Raw genomic sequence first — 24,395 nt, forward strand, 5'->3', positions numbered from 1 at the left:
TCGCGCGGCGGCGGTACCTACTTCAGCCGGGCGCCGATGCGGGCCCGCATGTCCTTCATCGTGAAGCCCTTGGGGTCTATCTTGTCGGCCCGCCATTCCAGGTGGCCGATGACCGAGTACTCGTTCCAGTCGTGGACGCGGCACAGCGCGGCCGCGGCCTTCTCGATGGCCTCCAGCTGGGCTTCCGGCCAGGGATCCCTGCCGTCGCCCAGGTTCTCGCACTCGAAGCCGTAGAAGTGGACGTTGCCGTCGGCGTTGTACTGGTTGGTGGGGGGAAGCTGCTTCTTCTCGGCGATCACCGCGTTCAGGACGTCCCGGTCGCCGCTGCCCGCGTGGTTGGACCGGCCGCAGCCGACCAGGTGGACCCGGCCGTCCTTGGTGATCACGCCGTGGCACAGCGGGCCGGGCAGCGCCGAGGTGCCGTCGTAGCACAGGCGGACCGTCTCATCGGTCCCGGACGTGACGGTGTGGTGGATCACCACGCCGTGCACCGGTCCCCAGGCGCCGTGGCCGTTGCGGTTGTGGGTGCGCCACTCGCCGACCTCGACGACCTCCAGACCCTCGTCTCTGAGGGCCTTGAGGAAGGTGTTCGCGGACATGGGTGGGGCCATGGCCGACTCCGTTCGGTGCGCGGCGGCCGCCGACCGCGCACCGCCTCGTAAAACGCTTGTACTGGAACGTCAGGTCCCAGGCCAGCCGTTCGTCGCGTGTGCGAGCGGGTGAGCGAGCGCTTTCAGCCGCTTTCCACCGCTTTTTCCCCTGCTTTTTCAGCCGCGCAGAAAGCCGTCGCCGTGGGTGGCGATATGGGCTTCGAGCGCGCTCAGCGCTTCCTGGGTGGCCTGGGCGGAGCCGCTGCCACGGCGCTCGGCGTAGTAGGCCGCGCCCAGCTTCTTCAGCAGGTCGTTGCCCGCGCGCTGCTGCTGGACCTCGTCGACCTTCTGCTTGCCCTGGTTCAGCGCGCTCTGTGCCTGCTCCTTGGCGCGGTCGAGAAAGCCTGCCATTGCTGCCTCCATGAGGTCGGGGGAGGGGCGTTGGGCCCGCCGGTGACGGGCTGTACCCGATCAACGGACCGGACGTTACCCGCGTTCCCGTGCCAGGCTGGGGATGTGAGTGCGGACGGGGACGGCAGCGTGCGCCGGGGTGCGGACGGGGAGCGCGGCGGGTACCGCGAGCGGGCCTCGCGGCTGTCCGGCGCGGTCGTATGGGCGAAACGGGTGCCCGGCGGCGTCCCGGAGGCGCCGCAGCGGGTGCTGCCCGACGGCTGTACGGACCTGCTGTGGATGGACGGCCGGCTGACCGTGGCCGGCCCGGACACCACCGCCCACACCCCGGCCGTGCGGCCCGGCTCCCTCGTCGTCGGGCTGCGCTTCGCCCCTGGTCAGGGGCCCGCCGTCCTCGGCGTACCGGCACACGTACTGCGTGATCAGCGGGTGCCGCTGGACGAGCTGTGGCCCCGGGACCGGGTGGCGCGGCTGGCCGGGACGCTGGCCGGGACAGGATCACCCGGAAGAGTGCTGGAGGAGATCGCGGTGGACCGGCTGCGGGCGGCGGACGACCCGCCCGACCCGGCACGCGGCCTGATCGCCGCCGCGCTCGCCGACGGCCTTTCGGTGGCGGAGGTCGCCCGGACCGTCGGCGTCGGGGAGCGGCAGCTGCACCGGCGGTGCCTGACGGCGTTCGGCTACGGCCCCAAGACGCTGGCCAGGGTGCTGCGCCTGGTGCGCGCGCTGGAGCTGGCCCGCGGCGGCATGCCGTACGCGGACGTGGCGGCCCGTGCCGGGTACGCGGACCAGGCGCACCTGGCACGCGAGGTGAAGGCGCTGGCAGGGGTCCCGCTGGGGGTGCTGGTGGCCTCGGGTTAGCGTGTCCGTCATGGACTACCAGGCCGTTCTTGAGGAGGTAGCGGCCTTTGCGAGGCCGTATGTCGGACATGGGCAGGTTGCCGATTACATACCGGCGCTGGAAAAGGTGCCGATGGACCGCTTCGGCATAGCGGTCGCCGACATCAACGGCGAGGTCTACGGGGTGGGGGACTGGGAGGTCCCGTTCTCCGTGCAGTCCATCTCCAAGACGTTCTCGCTGGCGCTGGTCATGGCCAACGACAACGACGACATCTGGAAGCGGGTCGGCCGCGAGCCGTCGGGCACCCCGTTCAATTCGCTCGTGCAACTGGAGTGGGAGAACGGCGTACCGCGCAACCCCTTCATCAACGCGGGCGCGCTGGTCGTCACCGACCGCCTCCAGACGCTGACCGGCGACGCCAGCACCACGATGCTGCACTTCCTGCGCGAGGAGAGCGGCAACCCGGACCTCGCCTTCGACCAGGCCGTGGCCGACTCGGAGGCCGACCACGGCGACCGCAACGCGGCGCTCGCGCACTTCATGGCGAGCTTCGGCAACCTGGAGAACCCGGTCCCCAGCGTCATCGAGCACTACTTCTGGCAGTGCTCCATCGAGATGAGCTGCCGCGACCTGGCGACGGCCGGCGGCTTCCTGGCCCGGCACGGGCTGCGCGCGGACGGCAGCCGCCTGCTGGAGGCGCGCGAGGCCAAGCGGATCAACGCGGTGATGCTGACCTGCGGCACGTACGACGCGGCCGGGGAGTTCGCCTACCGGGTCGGGCTGCCCGCCAAGAGCGGCGTCGGCGGCGGCATCGTGGCCGTCGTGCCGGGGCGCTGCACGCTGTGCGTATGGAGCCCCGGGCTGGACACCCGGGGCAACTCGGTGGCGGGCGCGGCGGCGCTGGACCACTTCACGACGTTGACCGGCTGGTCGGTGTTCTGAGCCGGGCGGTGGTCCGGGCGGAGCCGCCGGGTAGCGGTCCGCCCCCTCGCGGGCGCATCGTGGGGGCGAGGAGGTGTGTCGCCATGGAGCACGAGATGCGCGCGGAGTACGCGGACGGCGGATCGCCGCGAGAGCCGGACGCGCCGGTCAAGATCTGGCACATGGTGCGGCTGGACAGCACGCTGTCCATGTGCGGGCGCGAACTGCAACCGGACGCGGCGGTACAGTCCACGGACGCCTGGGGCACGTCCGCGGCCGAACCCTTCTGCCACTCGTGCGGGGCGCTGTACCTGCGGGAAGTGCCGTAGGCCGTCGCCCGAAGGACGCGCCGTAGGCCGTTCGAAGCCCCGCCCGCGCCCCGTCCCGTACGCCTACGCCGACGCCGCGAACAGATCCACCCCGTGTCCGTCCGGGTCCTGGATCACCGCGTACCGCTGCCCCCAGTCCGCGTCCCACGGCGGCTTCTCCCCGGTGTATCCGGCGTCGACCAGCTCCGCGTAGACCTTGTCGACCTCCGCCGGATCGGCGCACTCGAACGCCAGGCCCGTCGCGGCGCCGCCGGCCGGCGGTGTCCACCCGGGGTCGATGGAGCGCGCGGTCTCGTACGTGTCCCACATCAGGCGCAGTCCGCCGGGCAGCGTGGCCTCGGCGTGCGGGGCGGTGTCGGCCTCCGCCGGGACCGTGAGGCCGAGGCGGCGGTAGAAGGCGAGCGAGGCCGCCATGTCGGCGACGACCATGCCGATCGCCGCGAAGCGCGGGGTGGTGGTCGCGGTGGAGTGGGTTTCGTTGCTCATACGGGGGAGCGTAGGCAGCACGCCCGGACCGGGTCTTGAAGAAATCGGACGCGGCCCGGCCACCCGCTTTCATCCCTCTCACGGGCTCCTGACCACCCGTTTCAGCCCCTCAAGGGCACCGGATCACCTGTCCCGCATACGACAGGTTGCCGCCGAACCCGAAGAGCAGGACCGGGGCGCCGGACGGGATCTCCCGCCGTTCCACCAGCTTGGACAGGGCGAGCGGGACGGAGGCGGCCGAGGTGTTGCCGGACTCGACGACATCGCGCGCGATCACCGCGTTGACGGCGCCGATGCGCTCCGCCAGCGGTTCGATCAGCCGCAGGTTGGCCTGGTGCAGCACGACCCCGGCCAGGTCGGCCGGTTCGATGCCGGAGCGCTCGCACACCTGGCGGGCGATGGCCGGGAGGCGGGTGGTGGCCCAGCGGTAGACGGCCTGGCCCTGCTGGGCGAAGCGGGGCGGGCTGCCCTCGATGCGTACGGCGTCGCCCATGTCCGGGACCGAGCCCCACAGCACCGGGCCGACCTCCGGTTCGGGGGCGGCCGTGACGACCGCGGCGCCCGCCCCGTCCCCGACGAGTACGCAGGTGGAGCGGTCCGTCCAGTCGACCACGTCGGTGAACTTCTCGGCACCGACGACCAGCGCGTTGACCGCCGACCCGGCCCGGATGGCGTGGTCGGCGGTGGCCAGCGCGTGGGTGAAGCCGGCGCAGACGACGTTGAGGTCCATGGCGGCGGGCGACGGCAGGCCGAGCCGGGCGGCGACCCGGGCGGCGGTGTTGGGGCTGCGGTCGACGGCCGTGCAGGTGGCCACCAGGACGAGGTCGATGTCCTGGGCCGTCAGGCCGCTCGCGGCCAGCGCCTTGGCCGCGGCGGCGGCGGCCATCGCGTCCACGGTCTCGTCGGGGGCCGCTATGTGCCGGGTGCGGATGCCGACGCGGCTGCTGATCCACGCGTCGTCGGTGTCGACCATCTGCGCGAGATCGTCGTTGGTGAGTACCCGGGAGGGCTGGTAGTGGCCGAGGGCCAGGACGCGTGCGCCCGTCATGGGATCCCCTGTGCGTGTGCGGACGGTATCCGTTCAGTGTTGGGGGTGTGGCTCCTGGGAGGCGTTGCGTGATGCGCCAATCTTCGGGGGCGTCTTCTGGAGGGAATGCCACGTACCGCCCGGAGCGGGCGCCTCCGGCGACCCCGTACGGTGACGTGATTCCGCGCACGCGACCGGCCCGGCCCCGACGGCGGTGCGCTGTCGGAGGCCGGGCCGGCCGTCGGTGTCCCGCTCAGGCGAGCGGCTTGAAGCGGCGCAGCCGGAGGCTGTTGGCCACCACGAAGACCGAGGAGAAGGCCATCGCGGCCCCGGCGATCATCGGGTTGAGCAGGCCGGCCGCGGCCAGCGGCAGCGCGGCGACGTTGTAGCCGAAGGCCCAGAAGAGGTTGGCCTTGATGGTGCCGAGGGTGCGGCGGGCGAGGCGGATGGCGTCCGCCGCGGCGCGCAGGTCGCCCCGTACCAGCGTCAGATCGCCCGCCTCGATGGCGGCGTCCGTGCCGGTGCCCATCGCCAGCCCCAGGTCGGCCTGGGCGAGCGCCGCCGCGTCGTTGACGCCGTCGCCGACCATGGCCACCGACTTCCCCTCCGCCTGGAGGGCCTTGACCACCGAGACCTTGTCCTCGGGCAGCACCTCGGCGATCACGTGTTCCGCGTCGATGCCGACCTCGGCGGCCACCGAGCGGGCGACGGCCGCGTTGTCGCCGGTCAGCAGGACCGGGGTGAGGCCGAGGGCGCGCAGCCGGCGGATCGCCTCGGCGCTGGTGGGCTTGACCGCGTCGGCGACGACGAGCACGGCCCGCGCCTCCCCGTCCCAGGCCACGGCGACGGCGGTGTGTCCGGCGTCTTCGGCGGCCGTCTTGGCTTCGGCCAGTGTGGCGGGCAGTTCGATGGCCCAGTCCGTGAGGAGCGAGGTGCGCCCGACGAGGACGGCATGGCCCTCGACGACGCCCTGGACACCGCGGCCGGGTACGTTCGCGAAGTCCTCGGGGACCGGCAGCCCACCCGTACGCTCGGCCGCCGCACCGGCGATGGCGCGGGCGATGGGGTGCTCGGAGGAGTGCTCCAGGGCGCCGGCCAGGCGCAGCGCGTCCGCCTCGGACACCCCGTCGGCGAGGTGGACGGCGGTGAGCGTCATCGCGCCGGTGGTGACGGTGCCGGTCTTGTCCAGGACGACGGTGTCCACGCGGCGGGTGGTCTCCAGGACCTCCGGGCCCTTGATCAGGATGCCGAGCTGGGCGCCGCGGCCGGTGCCGACCATGAGGGCGGTCGGGGTGGCCAGGCCCAGCGCGCAGGGGCAGGCGATGATCAGTACGGCGACGGCGGCGGTGAAGGCGGCGACCGCGCCCTCGCCCGTGATCAGCCAGTAGCCCAGGGTCCCGAGGGCGAGTGCGATGACGACCGGGACGAAGACGGCGGAGATCCGGTCGGCCAGGCGCTGGGCGGCGGCCTTGCCGTTCTGCGCGTCCTCGACCAGCCGCGCCATGCGGGCCAGCTGGGTGTCCGCGCCGACCCGGGTCGCCTCGACGACGATCCGGCCGCCGGCGTTGACGGTGGCGCCGGTGACCCGGTCGCCCGGGGCGACCTCGACCGGCACCGACTCGCCGGTGAGCATCGAGGCGTCCACGGCGGAGGAGCCGTCCACGACCGTGCCGTCGGTGGCGATCTTCTCTCCCGGGCGGACCACGAAGCGGTCGCCGACGGCCAGTTCGCCCACCGGTACGCGGACCTCGCGCCCGTCCCGCAGCACCGCGACGTCCTTGGCGCCCAGCTCCATCAGCGCCTTCAGCGCGGCTCCGGCGCGGCGCTTGGAGCGGGCCTCGAAGTAGCGCCCGGCCAGGATGAAGGCGGTGACGCCGGCCGCGGCCTCCAGGTAGATGTTGCTGCCGCCGTCGCCGCGCTCGATGGTCAGCTCGAACGGGTGGGTCATGCCGGGCATCCCGGCGTGGCCGAAGAACAGGGCCCACAGCGACCAGCCGAGCGCGGCGAGCGTGCCCAGGGAGACCAGGGTGTCCATGGTGGCGGCGCCGTGCCGCAGGTTGGTCCAGGCGGCCTTGTGGAACGGCCAGGCGCCGTACGCCACGACCGGCGCCGCCAGCGTCAGCGACAGCCACTGCCAGTTGGTGAACTGCAGCGCCGGGACCATCGCCATCAGGATCACCGGCACGGCCAGGACCACGGAGACGGTCAGCCGCTGCCGCAGCGGGGCGAGGGAGTCGGCGTCCGCTTCCGGCGCCGGGGCCGCGCCGGGTTCGGGTGGCGGCGGGGCGGGGGCCGGGGGTTCCGGTACGGCGGCCGTGTAGCCGGTCTTCTCGACAGTGGCGATCAGGTCGGCGACGCCGATGCCCGCGCCTTCCTCGTAGGTGACCTTCGCCTTCTCCGTCGCGTAGTTGACGGTGGCGATGACGCCGTCCATCCGGTTGAGCTTCTTCTCGATGCGGGCGGCGCAGGAGGCGCAGGTCATGCCGCCGATCTCCAGCTCGATGCGGTGTCCGTCGACGGTGGTGGTCATGGCTGCTCCTTCGGGGGCGGTGTGACGGCGGAGGGTCGCTGTCGTCCACTGCCTGGACTGTATACCCCCCAGGGGTATACGCGCTACCCCTCCCCGGTATCGGGTGACGCCGCCCCGGCCGCCCGCAGCACCCTCCCGCCCAGCTCCCGCAGGTACGCCGCCAGCTCCGCCGGTTCGTGCACCGTGAACTCATGGCCCAGCATCGCCAGCCGGTACGCCGTCCAGTCCAGGGGGTCGGGCCCGGTGCGCAGGCGGCAGGAGCGCTCGTCGATCGGCTCCACCTCGACCGCCGCGTTCCCCAGCCGGGCGGCCACCTCGTCGGCGGGCGCGTACACCGTGGCCACCGCGGCGACACCGCCCGCCGCCAGACTCCGCAGCTGCCCCTGGACGTACGCGGCGGCGTCCTCGGCGGGCAGGTCGCGCGGCGGTGTCCGTACCCCCGTGGGGTACGGGTCGGACAGCCGGTCGACCCGGAAGATCCGCCAGTCCTCGCGCTCGTTGTCGTACGCGACCAGGTACCAGCGGCGCCCGGCCGAGACCAGCCGGTGCGGCTCGACCAGGCGCTTGGAGGGGGTGCCGTCGCCCGCCCGGTAGGAGAACCGGACCCGCTCCTGGTTGGCGACCGCCGCGGCCAGGATGGTCAGATGGGCCGGATCGACGGTCGGGCCGTCCCCGGAGGGCATCGGTACGGTGGCGGTGCCGAGCGTGCCCACCCGCCGCCGCAGCCGGGACGGCAGCACCTGCTCCAGCTTGGCGAGGGCGCGTACGGACGCCTCCTCGATGCCGACGACGGTGTGCCCGGCCGCCGAGCGCAGGCCGACGGCGATGGCCACCGCCTCCTCGTCGTCCAGCAGCAGCGGGGGCAGCGCGGTGCCGGCAGCGAGCCGGTAGCCGCCCTCCGCGCCCATCGTGGCGTGCACCGGATAGCCGAGTTCGCGCAGCCGCTCGATGTCGCGGCGGATGGTGCGGGTGGTGACGTTCAGGCGTCCGGCGAGTTCGCTGCCGGGCCATTCGCGGGGTGTCTGGAGGAGGGACAGGAGATTCAGCAGGCGGGCCGAGGTTTCGCTCATGCCCGCATCATGGCCGACAAAGTAGGACCGGGTCTGTCCTATAGGCGCCCTAACGTTCTGGTACGCAGCAGCTCGGCGCCCGCCGCGCCGCACCTGCCGTCCGCCGCCCGAGCCGCGGACGCTTCGCAAACCCCCAGGCCCTCAGGAGACAGCGCCATGCCCACCCCGCCCACGACCGCCCCCGGCACGGCCGGCCGCAGACGCTGGATCGCGCTCGCCGTCGTGCTCACCGCAGCCTTCATGGACCTGGTGGACGCGACCATCGTCAACATCGCCATACCCAGCATCCAGCGGGACACCGGCGCGTCGTTCGGCGCGATCCAGTGGATCACCGCGGGCTATGCGCTCGCCTTCGCCGTCGGCCTGATCACCGGCGGCCGGCTCGGCGACATCCACGGCCGCCGCCGGCTCTTCCTGCTCGGCATGGGCGGCTTCACCGCCGCCTCCGCGCTGTGCGGGCTCGCCGCCGGACCGGACATGCTGATCGCGGCCCGGGTCCTCCAGGGGGCGATGGCCGCGCTGATGGTGCCGCAGGTGCTGGCGATCATCCACGTCACCTTTCCCCCGCACGAGCGCGGCAAGGTCTTCGGCATGTTCGGCGCCGTCGTCGGCCTGGGCGCGGTGTGCGGCCCGCTGATCGGCGCGCTGCTGACGCAGTGGGACCTCCTCGGCCTCCAGTGGCGGCCGATCTTCCTGATCAACCTGCCGGTCGGCATCGCCGGCATCGTCCTCGGCCGCCGCTTCATCGCCGAGTCCCGCGCCCCCAAGGCGCTGCGCCTGGACATCGCCGGCATGCTCCTGGCCGCGCTCGCCCTGCTGATGGTGCTCTATCCGCTCACCCAGGGCCGCGAACTGGGCTGGCCCCTCTGGGGGTTCGTGTCGATGGCCGCGAGCCCGCTGGTCTTCGCCGTCTTCGTACGGTACGAGCGCGCCAAGGCCCGCAAGGACGGCTCGCCGCTCGTCGAGCTCTCCCTCTTCAAGCTCCGTACGTTCGCCGCGGGCACCGGCGTCCAGCTCACCTTCGGCGCGCTGTCCGGCCTCTTCTTCCTGGTCTGGACGCTGTGCATGCAGCTGGGCCTGGGCTGGGGGCCGCTGCACGCCGGGCTGACCGGAATCCCGTTCTCGCTCGCCTGCTCGGCGGCGGCCGGTGTCTCCGTACAGAAGCTGGTGCCGCGCTTCGGACGCAAGGTGCTCCAGGCCGGGGCGCTGATCATGCTGGCCGGTGTGCTGCTCTACATCGCGGAGGCCGGGCGGTACGGCACCGGGCTGACCTCCTGGCAGATGGTGCCCGCGATGCTCCTGATGGGCGGCGGCATGGGCCTGATCGTCGCCCCGATCACCGACGCGGCCATCTCCGAGGTGCCGGCCGAGCACTCCGGATCGGCGTCCGGCATCTTCAACACCACCAGCCAGCTGGGCATGGCGCTCGGGCTCGGACTGTCCTCGGTGGCCTTCTTCGGCGTGCTCGACGACGCGGCCGGCGGGGACCCGCGGGCGGCGGTCGTCGATGCCACGGTCGTCTCGCTGTGGTGGGTGGCGGCCGGGCTGGCGGTCATCTTCCTGCTGCTGTTCCTGCTGCCGGGCAAGGCCCGCACGGGCGGGGGAGCGGACCGGTCCGCGGCGCCCGCGGAGGAGTGCAGCTCTACGGAGGCGGACCCGGTCCTGGTCCACTGACGGAACGACGGACTGCCCGCGGCGCCTTACCCCCGCTGCGGGTAGTCCCTGCCGTTCAGCGCGCGGTAGATGAACCGGGTGGCCACCTCGACGGCCTCCTCCTCCGGCAGCTCGTGGAGCAGCTGCGCGGGGGCTTCCATCATCGCGCTCATCAGCGTCAGCGTGGTTTCGACGGACGCCGGCAGGTTCTGTACGTGTGCCAGATGGTCGGCCAGGTCCGCGGCCTGCGCGCGGCGGAACTGTTCGAGGGTGCGCGCGAAGTCCTCGCTGACCAGCGCCGCCTGGCGCAGCGCGAGCATGGTCGGCGCGTACTCCCGGTGCACGCGCAAGTAGACGGCCACGTGGTAGCGGATCGCGTCCGGATCGGTGAAGTCGGACATGTGCCCCTCGGCGTCCGCGAAGCGGTCGCTCACCGCGGCCAGCTCGTCCAGCAGCGCCTTGAGCAGCTCTTCCTTGCCTGCGAAGTGGTTGTAGAAGGAGCCCGCCGCCCGCCCGGCCTCCGCCGTGATGTCGGTGACCTTGGTGTTCAGGTAGCCACGGGTCGCGAACAGGCGCTTGGCCGCCTCGATCAGCGCCGCCCTGGTCTCGCTGGCCTGCTCCGCGCGCTTCACGTGTCCTCCCGCTTCCTTGACAGCGCACGCTAGCAGCCATCACGATGAATCTAAGTTCAGTGAATTGAGTTTCAGTGAAAGGGGTTCGTCATGCGGGTACTCGTCGTGGGCGGGGGACCGACCGGACTGACGCTGGGCATCGAGCTGGCCCGGCGCGGCGTCGGGGTACGCGTGGTCGACAAGGCGACCGCGTACTTCGACGGCTCGCGCGGCGACGGCATCCAGCCGCGCACGCTGGAGGTCTTCGACGACCTCGGCGTGCTGGACGCCGTACGCGCGGCCGGGGCACCGCCGGCACCGCTCCGGGTGCACCTCGACGGCCGGTTCGCCGGCGAGCGCTGGATGACCGAGCCGCGCGACCCCCGCCCGGACGTCCCGTACCCGAACGGCTGGGTGCTGGGCCAGTCGCAGACCGAGGCCATCCTGCGGGACCGGCTGCGGGAGCTCGGCGTACGCGTCGAGCTGGGCACCGAGCTGACCGGCCTGGCGCAGGACGCGGACGGGGTGACCGCGCGCTTCGCCACCGGGGAGGAGGACCGGTTCGACTACCTGGTGGGGGCCGACGGCGGCGCCAGCTTCGTACGGAAGGCGATCGGCGTGGCCTTCCCCGGCGTCACCGACGAGTCCTTCCGGGTGCTGGTCGGCGATGTGACCGCGCCGGGCCTCGACCTCGCCGTCGGCCACTGGTTCGCCGCGGCGGACGCACCGGTGAAGGGCGTCGCGCTGACCCCGCTGCCGGGCACCGGGCGCTTCCAGCTGATCACGCCGCTCGGGGACGGCGACGACGCCTCACTGGCGACGATGCAGGCCGCGCTGGACCGGTTCGCGTCCGGGGTGCGCCTGACCGGGCACGGCTGGTCGACGGTGTGGCGGCCGAACGTACGGCTCGCCGAGAAGTACCGGGTGGGGCGGGTCTTCCTGGCCGGGGACGCCGCGCACGTCCACCCGCCGACCGGCGGCCAGGGCCTGAACACGGGCATACAGGACGCGTACAACCTCGGCTGGAAGCTGGCGGCGCAGACCGACCTCGACAGTTACGAGACCGAGCGGCGGGCGGTCGCGGCACGCGTGCTCGGGGTGAGCACCGACCTGCTGGACAAGTACGTGGCGGGTCACCCGGACGCGCACAAGCGCGGCGAGGAGGGCTTCGGCCTCGACATCACCTACCGCGCCCCGGACGCCACCGGCCCCCTCGTCACCGGCGACCGCGCCCCCGACGCCCCGCTGCTCGACGCGGACGGCAAGGACGTCCGCCTCTTCGACCTCTTCCGCGGCCCGCACTTCACCCGGCTGACCTTCGGGGCGCCCGCCCCGGACGAGGAGCACACGTACGCCGTGCTGCGTCCCGGCGACGCGCCGGGCCACGGGCGGTACGTCACCGACGCCGAGGGCCACGCCTTCGCGGCGTACGCGGCGGCGCCGGGCGACACCTTCCTGATCCGGCCGGACGGCTACCTGGGCTGAGCGGCCGCGTCCCCGGGGCCGAGGGCGGCGGGGACTACAGCCACCCGTTGCGCTTGAAGCCCCGGTGGATGAGGAAGCAGAGGGTGAGCGTGACGGCCATGATCAGCGGATAGCCGAACGTCCAGTGCTTCTCCGGCATGTGCTCGAAGTTCATGCCGTAGATCCCGCACACCATGGTCGGCACGGCGAGGATCGCCACCCAGGCGCTGATCCGCCGCATGTCCTCGTTCTGCGCCACGGTCACCTGCGCGAGATGCGCCTGGAGTATGGAGTTCAGCAGCTCGTCGAAGGCCGTGATCTGCTCGGTCACCCGCTCCAGGTGGTCCGACACGTCCCGGAAGTATGTGGTGAGGTGCGGGTCCACCAGCGCCATCGGCCGGGTGGCCAGCGCGTTCAGCGGGCCGCCGAGCGGCGCCACCGCCCGCTTCAGCTCCAGCAGTTCGCGCTTGAGCTGGTAGATCCGGCCCGCGCCGGTGCCCGAGCCCTTGGCGTCGCCGCCACGTTCCTCGCTCTTCGCGCGGCGCGGGCTCTCGGCGAAGACCTCGCTCTCGACATCGTCGATGTCGTCCTGCACGGCGGCGGTGACGTCCAGATAGTCGTCCACCACCAGGTCGGCGATGGCGTGCAGCACCGCCGACGGGCCTATGGCCAGCTGCTCGGGATCGGACTCCAGCTGCTCGCGCAGCGGGCCGAGCGAGCCGTGGCCGCCGTGCCGGACCGTGATGACGAAGTCGGCGCCGGTGAAGACCATGATCTCGCCGGTGTTCACCACCTCGCTGGTCTCGGTGAGCCGGTCGTGCTCCACGTAGCAGACCGTCTTGAACACCGTGAACAGCGCGCTGTCGTAGCGCTCCAGCTTCGGCCGCTGGTGGGCGTGCACCGCGTCCTCGACGGCGAGCGGGTGCAGCCCGAACAGCTCGGCGATGCCCGCGAACTCCTGCTCCGACGGCTCGTGCAGACCGATCCACACAAAGCCGTTGCCCGACTCGCGGACCCGGCGGACCGCGTCCTCGGCCGGGTGGTCGCCGGGCTGGCGCACGCCCTTCTCGTAGACCGCGCAGTTCACCACGGCGGTGCCCAGCGGCGAGCGCGCCGGATGGCTGAGGTCGACGCCGCGGCGCCGCTGCTGCGGCAGCCGGACCGCTTTACGAAGGTTGCTGATCACCGACACGGCACCCAGTATGGCCCGCCCGTACGGCGGAACGGGGCGTGCGGCCGAACCCGCGCGCCCCGTCCCGTACGTACACGAACTCGCCCGTACGGGACCTCAGCGGCCCGCGACGTGCCGGGGCCTGGCCGCGCCGAGCCCCATCGCCACCTGCGGGACCAGCAGGGCCAGCAGCACGATCACCGGCACCGTCCAGCCGCCCGAGGCGTCGTGCACGGCGCCCAGCACCGCGGGCCCGGTGGCCGCCAGGATGTAGCCGAAGCACTGGGCCATGCTGGACAGCTGCGCCGTGTGCCGGATGTCCGGGGCGCGCTGCACGATGAACAGCAGGGCCAGGCTGATCGCCGCGCCCTGGCCCAGGCCCAGTAGCGTCATCCACACGTACGCGCCGCCGGCCGGCGCGGCCAGCATCCCGGCGAACCCGGCCGCGCAGAGCACCGCGCCGAGCGTGGCCAGCGCGCCCGCCGGCAGCCGCCGCCCGACGATCACCGGTGCCAGGAAGGAGCCCGCGATGCCCAGCAGCGAGGAGAACGACAGCATCCAGCCCGCGTCGCCCGCGCTCAGCCCGGCGTCGGTGAGCATGGTCGGCAGCCAGGCGGCCGCCGCGTAGTAGCTGAGCGACTGCAGGCCCATGTACGCGGTGACCTGCCAGGCCAGCGGGGAGCGCCACAGGCCGCGCACCGGGTGGGCGGCCTCGCGGGCGGCAGCGGCGGTGGTACGCGTACGGCTGCGGGTCTGCGGCAGCCACACCACCAGCGCGATGACCGCAAGCGAGCCCCAGCACGCCAGCGTGGCCTGCCAGCTCAGCCCGGCCGCGCGCTGCACCGGCACGGTGACCCCGGCCGCCAGCGCCGCGCCGCCGAACAGCGACATCGAATACAGCCCGGTCATCAGCCCGGACCGGGCCGCGAAGTCGCGCTTGATCAGGCCGGGGAGCAGCACGTTGGCGACGGCGATGCCCGCGCCGATGACGATCGTCCCGGCGAACAGCGCGACCACCGAGTCCAGCAGCCGCAGCGCGGTCCCCGCGCAGATCAGCGCCATGGTGCCGAGCAGCGAGCGCTCCATCCCGAAGCGGCGGCCGAGCCGCGGCGCGACCGGGGCCAGCAGGCCGAAGCAGAGCAGCGGCAGCGCGGTCAGCAGGCTGGTGGCCGCGGCCGACATCCCGCTCTCGTCGCGGATGGTGCCGGCCAGCGGGGACACGGCGACCAGGGCGGGGCGCAGGTTGAGCGCGAGGAGGATGACGCCGGCGGCCAGGTAGAGGGCGCGGCGTCCGGCGGCGCCCGGTGGCGGGGTGTGCGGGGCGGTGTCCGCGGCGGGCGCGTCCGGCCGCGCGGCGCCGGTGCCGGGCGCGCTCAGGGTGGCGGCCGGTCCGTCGTCATGCATGGTCATCTTCTTCCCTGGGCTTACGTCATGTGCTGGGGGCGTCCGCCGCCGGGTCGCCGCCGTCGTCCTCGGGCCGGGCCACGCGCAGCGCGTCCATGGCCTCGGTCAGGTGCTCCAGCGCGGCGCGTTCGGCGGCGTCCGGGTCACGGGCCTCGATGGCGTCGACGATGGCGGTGTGCGCGTCGAACTGGTGGCGTACGGAATAGGGCAGCCGCTGGCCGACGACGGCCTGGAGGGTGCCGCGCAGCGCGTCGCTGAAGTGCTCGTACAGCTCCGCGAGCACGCTGTTGTGCGCGGCCGCCGCGACGGTCCGGTGGAAGAGCACGTCCGCGTCGATGAACGCGCCGACGTCGCTGTTCGACCAGGTCCGGTCCCGCTCGGCGAGCGCGGCCCGCAGGGCGGCCAGGTCCTCGCCGGTGCGGCGCAGCGCCGCGTAGCGGGCCGCGTCGCGCTCCAGCGAAGCACGGACCTCGTAGGCCTCCAGGGCGGCGGCCCGGCGCAGCCTGCGCTGCACCGCGGCCCCGAAGTCGCTGCTGGCCCGTACGTACGTGCCGTCGCCCTGGCGCGGCTCCAGCATCCCGGTGTGCACCAGGGCGCGCACCGCCTCGCGGACGGTGTTGCGGCCCACGTCCAGCGTCTCGACCAGGACCGGTTCGGCGGGGATCTTCTTGCCGACCTCCCACTCGCCCTCGGCGATCAGCCCTTCCATCTGCTCGATGACCAGGTCCACCAGGCTGGTGCGGGCGGTGCTGCGCAGCGGCATGGGCGCCGTCCTCCCTCTCGATTCCACCTGTGATGGGAACATCCCATGTTTGGCGGTGTCAAACGGCCGGGGTTAGCCTGAAGCCGCCGGTGATCCGCCGATCACCGCCCGGCGGTGGGGCCCGCCGGACCCGAACCGCGGCCGCGAAAGGCCGCCAACGGTCCCTGCTTGCAGAGCGGAACGCAGCAACGCACGCACCGCGCGAGTAGGAGACGTATGAGCACCGGAGCCCCCCGCCCCTTGACGGCCGACGCCACCTCCGTCCCGGCCGCACCGCATACCACCGCGCCACCCGCACAACGCCCGCGCCCCGGGCCGCCCTGGCAGGGCCAGTGGCCGGTCATCGGCGTCGTCGCGCTCGGCGGCGGCATCGGGGCTGCCGCCCGGTACGGCGCCGGCCTCCTGTGGCCCACCGCCCCCGGCGCCTTCCCCGCGACCACCCTGCTGATCAACATCGTCGGCTGCGCCCTGATGGGCGTCCTGATGGCCCTGATCACCGAACGTGGCACACCGCACCACCTGCTGCGCCCGTTCCTCGGCACCGGCGTCCTCGGCGGCTTCACGACCTTCTCCACGTACGCAGTGGACATCGAGCACCTGCTGACCACCGGCCGGGCGGGCCTCGCCCTGGCCTACCTCGCGGCCACCCTGCTGGGCGCGCTGGCGGCGGCCTGGGCCGCGTTCGCGGGTACCCGCCGCGTACTGACCCGGCACGGACGAGAGGGGTGACCGGCATGAGCGGGTCCACCGGCGCGGCACTGCGCCTGACCGTCCATCTCGGCGAGTGCGACACCTGGCACCACAAGCCGCTGTACGCGGAGATCGTGCACCGCGCCCGCGCCGCGGGTCTCGCGGGTGCCAGCGTCTTCCGCGGCATCGAGGGCTTCGGTGCCTCCTCCGTCGTGCACACCCAGCGCCTGCTCTCGCTCAGCGAGGACCTGCCCGTGGCGGTGGTCGTCGTGGACACCGAGGAGCGGGTACGCGGCTTCCTGCCGCAGCTGGAGGAGCTGGTCACCGGGGGGCTGGTGACCCTCGAACCCTGCGAGGTGATCCGGTACGGGGGCCGGGTGGGCGGGGGTGGCGACGGCCGGGTGGGCGGGGGCGGCGACGACCGGGCGGACGGGGGCAGCGCACGGTGAACTGGCTGTTCGTGGTGGCCGGCGCGATGGCCGGCGCGCCGCTGCGCTTCCTGACCGACCGCTTCGTGCAGGCCCGGCACGACTCGGTGTTCCCCTGGGGCACGTTCGCGGTCAACGTCGCCGGCTCGCTGGTGCTGGGCCTGGTCACCGGCGCGGTGGCGGCCGGTGCCGGCTCCTCGCGGCTGCTCCTCATGGCCGGCACCGGCCTGTGCGGCGCGCTGACGACGTACTCGACCTTCTCGTACGAGACGCTCCGGCTGGCCGCCGACGGCGCGCGGTGGCCCGCCGCGGCCAACGCGGCGGCGAGCGTGGCCGCCGCCCTCGGCGCGGTGTTCGCCGGTGTGGGACTCGCCCACGTCCTCTGGGCCTGAGCGGTACGCGCGGGGCCGGGCGCGCCGGGTGGGCTCGCCCGTGCGACGCCGCACCCGCACGGGTGAACGAATGGGGCCGACTTTCGAACGGAACCTTTCTTCACCGTCGTCCGACGCCGCGCCGGAATACGCTGGTGGCGCGGTGCCCCGGACCCCGGTTCGCACGAATACGAATCACACGTGCACGTCTTCTTCCAGGGGCGGGATCGCTATGGACCTCCACCGTATGGACCTCCACCGCCGGATCGGCATCAGCAAGATCAAAGTGGTGCGGCCCGAAGGAGAACTGGACCTCATGACGGCGCCCCGCTTCCGCGACCTGCTGCGCCGGGGCCACCGCGGCTCCGCCGGCCCGCCCCGGCTGATCGTCGACCTCGGCGCGGTGACCTTCATGGACTGCTCCGGGCTGCGGGAACTGTGCGACGCGCAGACCTGGGCCGTGGAACAGGGCGGCTGGCTCCGCGTCGTACACGACCGGCGCGGCATCGCCACCCTGCTCAGGGCCACCCGGCTGACCGGCCGCTTCCCCCGCTACGCCACCGTGCGCGACGCGCGCTGCGACCAGATGGCGAACTGCTCACCGTGAACCGCGGGTTGCCGTGGGTCTCCCCCCGAGTGGTTTGCCCGGGGCATAGTAGCCATGCGACCGCGACCCCAAGACGATGAACGGGCCACCACCGGCCGACGACGGAGAGGGATGGTGTCCATGGCCCGGGAAGAGCGCCTGGCAACGGCTCGGGCGGACCTGCCAGGAGAAGCCTTCGGCGACTTCGACACCGCCGGTCTGCTGCGCCGGCTCTCCGCACACTGCGCCGGCCTGGCCGGCGCCGACGCGGCCGCCGTGCTCCTCGCCGACGCCCAGGACCGGCTGCACGTGGCGGCGGCCTCCGCCGACACCGCCCGCCTGCTGGACCCGGCCGGACCGGACGGCATCCGGTCCCCGTACGCCGACTGCCACCGCAGCGGCGTGGCCCGGACCGACATCGCGCTGACCGAGCCGCGCACCGCCGCGCGGTGGCCGCGGTTCACCGCCCGCGCGCGCGAGCGCGGCTACCTGACGGCGCACGTCATACCGATGCGGCTGCCCTCCCGCCCCGTCGGCGTCGTCGTCCTCTTCAGTTCCGGCACCGCACCCCTCGGCGAGCAGGGCGTGGCGTTCGCCCGGTCGCTGGCCGACCTGCTGGCCGTCACCGTCGCACAGCAGCGCAGTCTGGAGCGCAGCCACGTCGAGCGCGCGCAGTTGCAGAACGCGCTCAGCTCCCGCATCGTCATCGAACAGGCCAAGGGCGTCCTCGCCGAACGCTGGGGGACGAGCGTGGACGAGGCGTTCGAAAGCCTCCGGTCCTGCGCGCGCGCCCACCGCCGCCGGCTGTCCGACCTGGCCCGCCAGGTCGTCGACGGCACGCTCGACAGCGGCCTCGTGGAGGAGTACTTCCTCAACCGAAGGTGATTTCTGGGACCTTGTGGGAGGACCGGATGGCAGAAGTCTTCTTGCGGCGCCTGACCAGGTGGCAGGCCGAGGCACAGCGCGAGGCCGTCGCCGACCTGTACGTCGAGGCGTACCGCGGACCCTCCGGCGAGGAGTTCCGCGAACGGGGGGCCTTCCTGCAGCGGTTTGCCGAGCACATCCAGCGCCCCGGCTTCGAGATGGTGATCGCCAGCGACCCGGCGCTGGTCGGCTGCGCCTACGGCTTCCCCGCCGAGCGGGACGGCCGGCTCTGGCAGGGCTTCAACGGGCAGGTCCCGCGCGAACTGGAGGAACTGACCGCCTCCGGGCGGGTGTTCGTCGTCGCCGAGCTGATGGTGCTGCCCACCCACCGGCGCGGTCACGTCGCCACCCGGCTCCAGGAGACGCTGCTGCTCCGAAGCACCGCCGCCATGGTCGTCACCCTGGTCGACACCGCCAACGGGGCGGCGCGCTCCGCGGTACGGGCCTGGGGGTGGCAGCCGACAGGGCGGCTGCTCCGTTCCGACGACGGGGAACCCCAACTGGAGGCGTGGAGCCGGGGACTGGCGCACTGACGCACGGCGCAACGGTACGAAGCGTGCCGGGCGCGCGGTGCGGAACGCGTACGCGCGCGGCAGGGCTCCGGTGAACCCGCCGCGCGCGTAGGCGCTGTCGGACCGTGGTGCTCGCGCACCGTAATTTCCCGGGTCCGCGGCGTTGCCACGCCTTACCGGACCTGCCGGGGGAGGGCGCCGGTCAGGAGCGTACGCCCTTGAGGCCGTTGGCCCAGAGCTGGTCCACCTTGGCCCGCTCGGTCTCGTCCGGCTGGGAGTTCGTGCAGGACGGGCCGGGGCCGCCGCCGGACATCAGCTCGCTGCACGGGCCCTCGTAGTGGTCCGGCAGGCCCAGCACGTGGCCGGTCTCGTGGGTGGTCACACGGACCGAGTCGTAGTCCTTGTTCTGCTGGTAGTCCAGGAAGACGAAACCCTTGCCGTGGCCGTCGGTGCTGGCGTACGAGCCGCGGGCGTCGTTCCCCTCGCGGTACTGGAAGTCGCCGCCGCTGCCTTCCTGGAGCTTGACGTTCTGCACCGCGCCGTTCCAGATCTGGGCGCTCTTGGCTATCTGGCTCCGGAACGTCGGCGCCGCGCTCGCGTCGTAGGTGACCGTGACGGTCTTCAGGCCCGGGTGCGCGGCCTGCTTGGCCTTGACCGACTTCATGACCGCCTGGAAGAACGCCTTGGTGTCGGCCTTCTCGGCGGCCGAGCCGACGTACGCGGCGGCCGTGACCCGGTGGGTCTGCGGGGCGGCGGAGACGGAGGCCGCCGTCGCGGGGGCCGCGGCGGCCAGCGTGGCGGCGAGACCGAGGCCGAGCGCTGCCGACAGAGCCATCTTGGGAGATCTCATGGTGGGGGGACTCCTTATCGTCCGTGGGGCCGTACGGTCGCCGTGTGGGGCGGCGGCCGGGGCCCTGCGGATGAACTCGTGGTGCCGGAGAGTCTGTTCGAGATCCACGAGGGGTGCGGAGATCACAGGTGGCGATAGCACCAGGCGATACCCCCGGCGGAAACATGCCCCGAGCCTGACCGGAGAGTCTGGTGTGACGTGCGCAAACGTCGTTATGCTCCGGTCGTGGAGCTCGAAGTGAGGCACCTTCGTGCGCTGTGCGCGATCGCCGACGCCGGCAGCGTACGCAAGGCGGCCCGGCAGCTGGGCATGACCCAGCCCTCCCTGACGGCACAGCTCCGCCGCATCGAGAACGCCCTGGGTGGCCAGTTGTTCTTCCGCGAGCGGACCGGCAGCAGGCCGACGCCGCTGGGGCACTCCGTGCTGAGCCGGGCCCGGCCGATCGTGGCCGACATGCGGGCACTGGTCGACGAGATCGCCTCCGCCTCACTGCGGGCCGGCGGCTCCCGGCTGCGCATCGGCAGCACCAGCAGCCGGGCCGTCGCGGGCTGGCTGCGGCGGCTGCGGGCCCGGCTGCCCGACACCGAGACCACCATCCGCATCGACGTGTCCGCCAACGCGCTGCTCCAGATGGTCGCGATGGGCCAGCTCGACGTGGCCTTCGTGCACGAGGTGGAGGGGGCGCCGCTGCGCCGCCCCGACGGGCTGGTCGAGCGCGAACTGCTCGCCCGCGAACCGCAGTTCGTCGCCCTGCCGGTGAACCACCCGGCGGCCCGCCGGCCGGTGGTCGAACTCGCCGACCTGGCCGGTGACCAGTGGATGGTCGACCCGTCGGTGGACGGCGAGTGGACCGGGCTGCGCCGGGTCTTCGCGGCGGCGGGCCTGGACCCCCGGGTGGTGCACGGGGACTACCTCACCGCGGCCGACCTGGTCGCGGCGGGCGAGGTGGTCACCCCCTGCCAGCCGACCTCCCGCCCCCGGTACGGCATGGCCGTCCGCCCCCTGCGCGGCGACCCCCTGGCCGTCCGCCTCTTCATGGCCCACCGCCCCGGCGCCGCCCCGGCCGCCCCCGCCGACGCCCTCTTCGCCGACCTCACCGCCTCGTACATGGAGGTGGCCTGGGAGAGCACGGCGTACCGGGAGTGGCTGGTGCGCAACGACGGGCCGTTGCCGATCAGGATGTGAGCGGGGCGGGCGGCTTGGCGCCCGCCCCCGTCGCCCTCGTCAGGAGGGCATGCACACGGGTTTGACTTCTTTCGAGAACCGTCGGGTGGATTCCTCACGGGTCATGACAACTATCGACCGTGTTCCGACCGTGAACCTTGAGGGGTCGACGACGGGTACGTTGCGAAGTTCGGACCGTGGCGGTGCCTGGTCGGCCACAATGGCGACCTGAGAGTGGTCAGCAGCTATCAACTTGCTTCAATCTCCTGGCAAGCAGCGTTCGTGATCGTTACGTAGCGGCCAGGAAAGCCGAAGAAGTGATCAGAGTCAAATCCAGTGCCGATTCGAGCTTTTTGGGTCGTCTATTCGCGTAGATCGATGCACCCTACCTGCGTCGCCCGCCCCTCCACCCGCCGAAATTCGAACGCATCGAGCCGTTCGAACAACTCCAGCGCGATCCGCCACAACGCCCCGGCCTTTCCCCGGTCCCCGTTCGCCAGGTGGAGTTCCGCGAGCGCGTCGCAGGAGCGGGCCTCTTCCTCCGGGGAGCCGATCCGGCGGGCGACACTCAGTGCCAGTTCCAGGTGTCCTGCGGACACTTCCAGTAGCCCCAGCCGGTGGCCGGTGACGCCCAGGCCGCGTAGGGCCTGCGCCTCCTCCAGGCCCGCTCCGATGGTCCGGGCCAGTTCCAGCGCTTTTTCGTAGTGCTGCCCCGCCGCCGCGAATTCGCCGGAATCCCGCAGGGCGTTTCCCGTATTCACCAGGGTGATGGTCTCGTTCCGGCGGTCGCCCAACTGCTGGAAGGACCGCAGCGCTTCCGCGTAAAGTCCGAGGGCCGCGCCGAGTTCCTGCGGCATGCGGAACGTGGACGCGAGATTGATCCGCGCCATCGCCTGTTCCGAGCGGCTGCCGGATTCCGCGGCGATCGCGAGCGCCTGGGCGAAAGAGGTCCGCGCGGCTTCCTGTTCCCCCGTGTGCAATTGCGCGTCCGCGAGATTGTTCAGCGACTGCGTCTCGCCGCGTTTGTCGCCGATTTCGCGGAACATGGACAGTGCCCGCCGGAAATGGAGCATCGCCGCGGCGGGGTCGCCCAGATGCAGATGCGCGATCCCGAGATTATTGGTGCTGCGCGCCTGGTTCCAGCGGTCTCCGGACCGCATCCGCAGTTCCACCGCCGCGCTCTGCACCGCGAGCATCGACCGGTATTCGCCCCGGTGCCAGTGCAGCACGCCCAGTTTTTGCAGCGCCTCCGCCTCCGCCTCGGTGTCGCCCACCGCGCGGGCCAGCTCCAGCGCCCGCCGCCCGGCCGCCTCCGCCTGCGGATAGCGGGCGGCGTGCGCGTGCGTGGTGCTGAGGTCGGTCTGTGCCCTGGCCTCCGCGCGCCGGTCGCGGCACTGCTGCCAGTACAGCGCCGCGTGCCGGTGGATGGGCTCGGCCTCGGCCCAGTGGCCCTCGGTGTCGAGGAAGGCGGCGAGGACGTGGCCGAACCAGGCCGCGCGGTCCGGCGCCCCGTGCGTACGGGCGTGCTGCTCGGCGGCGAACAGCGCCTGGTGCTCCGCCACCAGCCATTCCTTCGCCTCCTGCGCCCCGTTCCACCGGGGCAGCAGCTCGGGGTCGGGCGTGTACGGCACGTCCAGGCGCGAGCGGCGCGGGTTGACCAGCCGGTCCGCCCGGTCCGCCGCGCAGAGGTAGAACGCGGACAGCCGGTGCAGAGCCGCCTCGCGTACCTCCGGCGGGTCCTCGGCGGCCAGGGTGAGCGCGTATTCGGCGATCAGGTCGTGGTACTGGTAGCGGTCCGCCTCCGGCTCCTGGACGAGGTGCGCGTCGAGCAGCGCCTCGACGGTCCGCTCGGCCGCGGCCAGGGGCAGTCCGGTCAGCGCGGCGGCCGCGTGCGGGCCGAACTGAGGGCCCGGGTGGAGGGCCAGCAGCCGGAAGACGGTGCGCTGTTCGTCGTCGAGCGTGCAGTACGACATCTCGAAGACGCGGGCGATGTCGCGGTACGGGTCGCGGATCTCGCCGAGGCGCCCGTGCCCCCGGGAGAGCCGCTGGACGAGATGGGCGGTGGTCCAGGAGGGCCGGGAGACCAGCCGCCCCGCCGCCAGTTCGACCGCCAGCGGCAGGCGCCCGCACAGCCGTACCACGGTGGCCACCTCGGCGGGGTCGCCCGCGCGGTCGTCGCCGACCAGCCGGACGAAGAGCGTGGCCGCGTCCTGCGGCGGCAGCACGTCCAGGAAGACCGGCCGTATTCCGGGCACGCCCGCCATCCGCCGCCGGCTGGTGATGATCGTCAGCGACCGGGAGCCGACCGGGAGGAGCGGCCTTACCTGGTCGGGCCCGGCCGCGTCGTCCAGGACGACCACGGCGCGCCGGGTGCTCAGCAGGGCGCGCCACAGGGAGGTCAGCGCGTCCAGGTCGCGCGGGATGCCGTCGGCCGGGACGCCGAGCACGCGCAGCAGCGCGGCCAGGGCGGCCTGCGGGGTCAGCGGCGGGCGGCCGGGCGCATGGGCGCACAGGTCGAGGTAGATCCGGCCGTCGGGGTAGCGCTGCGCCAGCCGGTGGGCCAGGTGTACGGCGAGCAGGGACTTGCCGACGCCCGCCATGCCGGAGATCGCCTGGAGGGCGATGACCGCGCCGTCCCGTACGGGGCCGGTCAGCACGCGCAGTTCGTCCTCGCGGCCGACCAGTTCGCCGTGGCTGGGCAGGTTGTCGGGCACCGGCGGCGCGCCCGGACCCGGCGCCGCGGTGGCGGGCGGCGGTGCGGCGGCGAGAGGCGGTGCGGCGGCGGGCGGCGGTGCGCCGCGCGGCAGCAGCCGGTCCACCGGCGCGCCGTCCAGGATGTGCCGATGCACGCGGGCCAGCGCCTCGCCCGGCGCGGTCCCCAGCTCGGTGGCGAGCCGCCGCCGCGTCGTCTCGTAGGCGCGCAGGGCGTCCGCCTGCCGCCCGCAGCCGTAGTTCGCGATCATCAGCTGGGCCACCAGGTCCTCGTCCGTGGGGTGCTGCTCCCACAGCGCGGCCAGTTCGGCGGTGAGTTCGGCGAACCGGCCCCGGCGCAGCCCGATGGCGACCCGCCGGAGCGTTGCGGCCAGACGGTGTTCGGCCAGCCGGGCCCGTACGCCCTCGGCCCACAGCCCGTACAGGCCGCAGAGCGGTTCGCCCCGCCACAGCGCTTCCGCCTCCTCGAACACGGCCAGCGCGCCGGAGTCGTCCCCGGCGTCCGCCAGCGCGCGGGCCCGGGCGGCCAGGTCCCGGAAGCGGTGGCAGTCCACCCGGCCGGGCGGCACGTCGAGGGTGTAGGCGTGTGCCTGCTGGGTGAGCGCGGCGCTCCCGTCGCCCGCGCGCAGCCGGCGGCGCAGGCGGGCGGCGTAGGAGTGCAGTCCGGCGCGGGCCTTCGCGGGCGGGTGGTCGTCCCACAGGCGCGCGATGAGCGTGTCGAGCGGTACGGGGCGGCCCGCGTCCACCGACAGCGCGGCCAGCAGGGCCCGCTCCTTGAGCGATCCGAGGGGGTCGGGGCGGCCGTTCAGGCGGATGTCCACGGGGCCCAGTACGCGGATGTCGACGTGCACGAGCGAACCTTCTCTCCGGTACGCCCCGCTCACTTA

The 24,395-nt window shown here is 73.1% G+C and carries 24 protein-coding genes; 12 read left to right on the forward strand and 12 right to left on the reverse strand.

The window, feature by feature from the left end:
• Nucleotides 1-17 precede the first annotated feature (17 nt).
• Both ADK86_RS14485 and ADK86_RS14490 read right to left on the reverse strand, forming a co-directional pair.
• Nucleotides 18-611: an N-acetylmuramoyl-L-alanine amidase gene (locus ADK86_RS14485; RefSeq protein WP_053696968.1), complete on the reverse strand. Its 594-nt coding sequence runs from the start codon at nt 609-611 to the stop codon at nt 18-20.
• A 156-nt stretch (nt 612-767) separates the two neighbouring features.
• The gene (locus ADK86_RS14490; RefSeq protein ID WP_003985347.1) at nt 768-1,001 is read right to left on the reverse strand and encodes a hypothetical protein; all 234 of its coding nucleotides are present in this window, start codon (nt 999-1,001) and stop codon (nt 768-770) included.
• 105 nt (nt 1,002-1,106) lie between these two features.
• Here ADK86_RS14490 and ADK86_RS14495 point away from each other — a divergent pair, with 105 nt between their 5' ends.
• From ADK86_RS14495 to ADK86_RS14505, 3 genes are all read left to right on the forward strand, one after another.
• Nucleotides 1,107-1,862 carry a helix-turn-helix domain-containing protein gene (locus ADK86_RS14495; protein WP_234345854.1) on the forward strand — a complete coding sequence of 252 codons (756 nt, stop codon included), beginning with the start codon at nt 1,107-1,109 and terminating at the stop codon, nt 1,860-1,862.
• 10 nt (nt 1,863-1,872) lie between these two features.
• Complete coding sequence (locus ADK86_RS14500; RefSeq protein ID WP_053697015.1) at nt 1,873-2,784, forward strand: glutaminase; 912 nt, start codon at nt 1,873-1,875, stop codon at nt 2,782-2,784.
• Nucleotides 2,785-2,867: 83 nt separating this feature from the next.
• Nucleotides 2,868-3,092 (forward strand): hypothetical protein, encoded by a 225-nt coding sequence (locus ADK86_RS14505; RefSeq protein WP_053696969.1) that lies wholly within the window; start codon nt 2,868-2,870, stop codon nt 3,090-3,092.
• A gap of 63 nt (nt 3,093-3,155) precedes the next feature.
• Here ADK86_RS14505 and ADK86_RS14510 read toward each other — a convergent pair whose 3' ends face one another.
• The 4 genes from ADK86_RS14510 to ADK86_RS14525 form a co-directional block, all read right to left on the reverse strand.
• Nucleotides 3,156-3,578, reverse strand: coding sequence for a VOC family protein (locus tag ADK86_RS14510; protein ID WP_053696970.1), 423 nt, complete (start codon nt 3,576-3,578; stop codon nt 3,156-3,158).
• Nucleotides 3,579-3,687: 109 nt separating this feature from the next.
• Nucleotides 3,688-4,626 (reverse strand): beta-ketoacyl-ACP synthase III, encoded by a 939-nt coding sequence (locus ADK86_RS14515; RefSeq protein WP_053696971.1) that lies wholly within the window; start codon nt 4,624-4,626, stop codon nt 3,688-3,690.
• 232 nt (nt 4,627-4,858) lie between these two features.
• Nucleotides 4,859-7,135: a heavy metal translocating P-type ATPase gene (locus ADK86_RS14520; protein WP_053696972.1), complete on the reverse strand. Its 2,277-nt coding sequence runs from the start codon at nt 7,133-7,135 to the stop codon at nt 4,859-4,861.
• Between the two features lie 83 nt (nt 7,136-7,218).
• Nucleotides 7,219-8,205: a helix-turn-helix transcriptional regulator gene (locus ADK86_RS14525; RefSeq protein WP_053696973.1), complete on the reverse strand. Its 987-nt coding sequence runs from the start codon at nt 8,203-8,205 to the stop codon at nt 7,219-7,221.
• Between the two features lie 156 nt (nt 8,206-8,361).
• Between ADK86_RS14525 and ADK86_RS14530 the strand changes: the two genes are divergently transcribed.
• On the forward strand, nt 8,362-9,879 hold the full coding sequence (locus tag ADK86_RS14530) for an MFS transporter (protein WP_053696974.1): 1,518 nt from the start codon (nt 8,362-8,364) through the stop codon (nt 9,877-9,879).
• Nucleotides 9,880-9,905: 26 nt separating this feature from the next.
• Here the strand turns inward: ADK86_RS14530 and ADK86_RS14535 are convergent, their stop codons facing one another.
• Nucleotides 9,906-10,490, reverse strand: a complete 585-nt coding sequence (locus ADK86_RS14535) for a TetR/AcrR family transcriptional regulator (RefSeq protein ID WP_053696975.1) — start codon at nt 10,488-10,490, stop codon at nt 9,906-9,908.
• A gap of 90 nt (nt 10,491-10,580) precedes the next feature.
• On the opposite strand from ADK86_RS14535, the gene ADK86_RS14540 reads away from it, so the two are divergent.
• The gene (locus tag ADK86_RS14540) at nt 10,581-11,954 is read left to right on the forward strand and encodes an FAD-dependent monooxygenase (RefSeq protein WP_053696976.1); all 1,374 of its coding nucleotides are present in this window, start codon (nt 10,581-10,583) and stop codon (nt 11,952-11,954) included.
• Between the two features lie 34 nt (nt 11,955-11,988).
• Here ADK86_RS14540 and ADK86_RS14545 read toward each other — a convergent pair whose 3' ends face one another.
• From ADK86_RS14545 to ADK86_RS14555, 3 genes are all read right to left on the reverse strand, one after another.
• Nucleotides 11,989-13,119, reverse strand: coding sequence for a magnesium and cobalt transport protein CorA (locus tag ADK86_RS14545; RefSeq protein ID WP_078952041.1), 1,131 nt, complete (start codon nt 13,117-13,119; stop codon nt 11,989-11,991).
• A gap of 102 nt (nt 13,120-13,221) precedes the next feature.
• Nucleotides 13,222-14,514: a CynX/NimT family MFS transporter gene (locus ADK86_RS14550; RefSeq protein ID WP_053696978.1), complete on the reverse strand. Its 1,293-nt coding sequence runs from the start codon at nt 14,512-14,514 to the stop codon at nt 13,222-13,224.
• A 19-nt stretch (nt 14,515-14,533) separates the two neighbouring features.
• Nucleotides 14,534-15,271, reverse strand: a complete 738-nt coding sequence (locus tag ADK86_RS14555; protein WP_053696979.1) for a FadR/GntR family transcriptional regulator — start codon at nt 15,269-15,271, stop codon at nt 14,534-14,536.
• A 216-nt stretch (nt 15,272-15,487) separates the two neighbouring features.
• On the opposite strand from ADK86_RS14555, the gene crcB reads away from it, so the two are divergent.
• From crcB to ADK86_RS14585, 6 genes are all read left to right on the forward strand, one after another.
• Nucleotides 15,488-16,000: a fluoride efflux transporter CrcB gene (gene crcB / locus ADK86_RS14560; RefSeq protein ID WP_078952042.1), complete on the forward strand. Its 513-nt coding sequence runs from the start codon at nt 15,488-15,490 to the stop codon at nt 15,998-16,000.
• Nucleotides 16,001-16,005: 5 nt separating this feature from the next.
• The gene (locus tag ADK86_RS14565; RefSeq protein WP_053697016.1) at nt 16,006-16,410 is read left to right on the forward strand and encodes a DUF190 domain-containing protein; all 405 of its coding nucleotides are present in this window, start codon (nt 16,006-16,008) and stop codon (nt 16,408-16,410) included.
• On the forward strand, nt 16,407-16,781 hold the full coding sequence (locus tag ADK86_RS14570; RefSeq protein WP_053696981.1) for a fluoride efflux transporter FluC: 375 nt from the start codon (nt 16,407-16,409) through the stop codon (nt 16,779-16,781). The genes ADK86_RS14565 and ADK86_RS14570 overlap by 4 nt, the downstream gene beginning before the upstream one ends.
• Nucleotides 16,782-16,992: 211 nt before the next feature.
• Nucleotides 16,993-17,367, forward strand: a complete 375-nt coding sequence (locus tag ADK86_RS14575) for an STAS domain-containing protein (RefSeq protein ID WP_107088478.1) — start codon at nt 16,993-16,995, stop codon at nt 17,365-17,367.
• A 120-nt stretch (nt 17,368-17,487) separates the two neighbouring features.
• The gene (locus ADK86_RS14580) at nt 17,488-18,231 is read left to right on the forward strand and encodes an ANTAR domain-containing protein (RefSeq protein WP_063788996.1); all 744 of its coding nucleotides are present in this window, start codon (nt 17,488-17,490) and stop codon (nt 18,229-18,231) included.
• Nucleotides 18,232-18,257: 26 nt separating this feature from the next.
• Nucleotides 18,258-18,803 carry a GNAT family N-acetyltransferase gene (locus tag ADK86_RS14585; RefSeq protein ID WP_053696984.1) on the forward strand — a complete coding sequence of 182 codons (546 nt, stop codon included), beginning with the start codon at nt 18,258-18,260 and terminating at the stop codon, nt 18,801-18,803.
• A 181-nt stretch (nt 18,804-18,984) separates the two neighbouring features.
• On the opposite strand, the gene snpA is transcribed toward ADK86_RS14585, so the two are convergent.
• The gene (gene snpA, locus ADK86_RS14590; RefSeq protein ID WP_053696985.1) at nt 18,985-19,632 is read right to left on the reverse strand and encodes a snapalysin; all 648 of its coding nucleotides are present in this window, start codon (nt 19,630-19,632) and stop codon (nt 18,985-18,987) included.
• Nucleotides 19,633-19,857: 225 nt separating this feature from the next.
• On the opposite strand from snpA, the gene ADK86_RS14595 reads away from it, so the two are divergent.
• Nucleotides 19,858-20,817, forward strand: coding sequence for a LysR family transcriptional regulator (locus ADK86_RS14595; RefSeq protein WP_078887296.1), 960 nt, complete (start codon nt 19,858-19,860; stop codon nt 20,815-20,817).
• A gap of 341 nt (nt 20,818-21,158) precedes the next feature.
• On the opposite strand, the gene ADK86_RS14600 is transcribed toward ADK86_RS14595, so the two are convergent.
• A complete protein-coding gene (locus ADK86_RS14600) occupies nt 21,159-24,359 on the reverse strand; it encodes an AfsR/SARP family transcriptional regulator (protein ID WP_053696986.1) in 3,201 nt (1,066 codons plus the stop codon).
• Nucleotides 24,360-24,395: the final 36 nt, after the last annotated feature.

Source organism: Streptomyces sp. NRRL F-5755, assembly GCF_001279365.1.
Classification (GTDB): Bacteria; Actinomycetota; Actinomycetes; order Streptomycetales; family Streptomycetaceae; genus Streptomyces; species Streptomyces rimosus.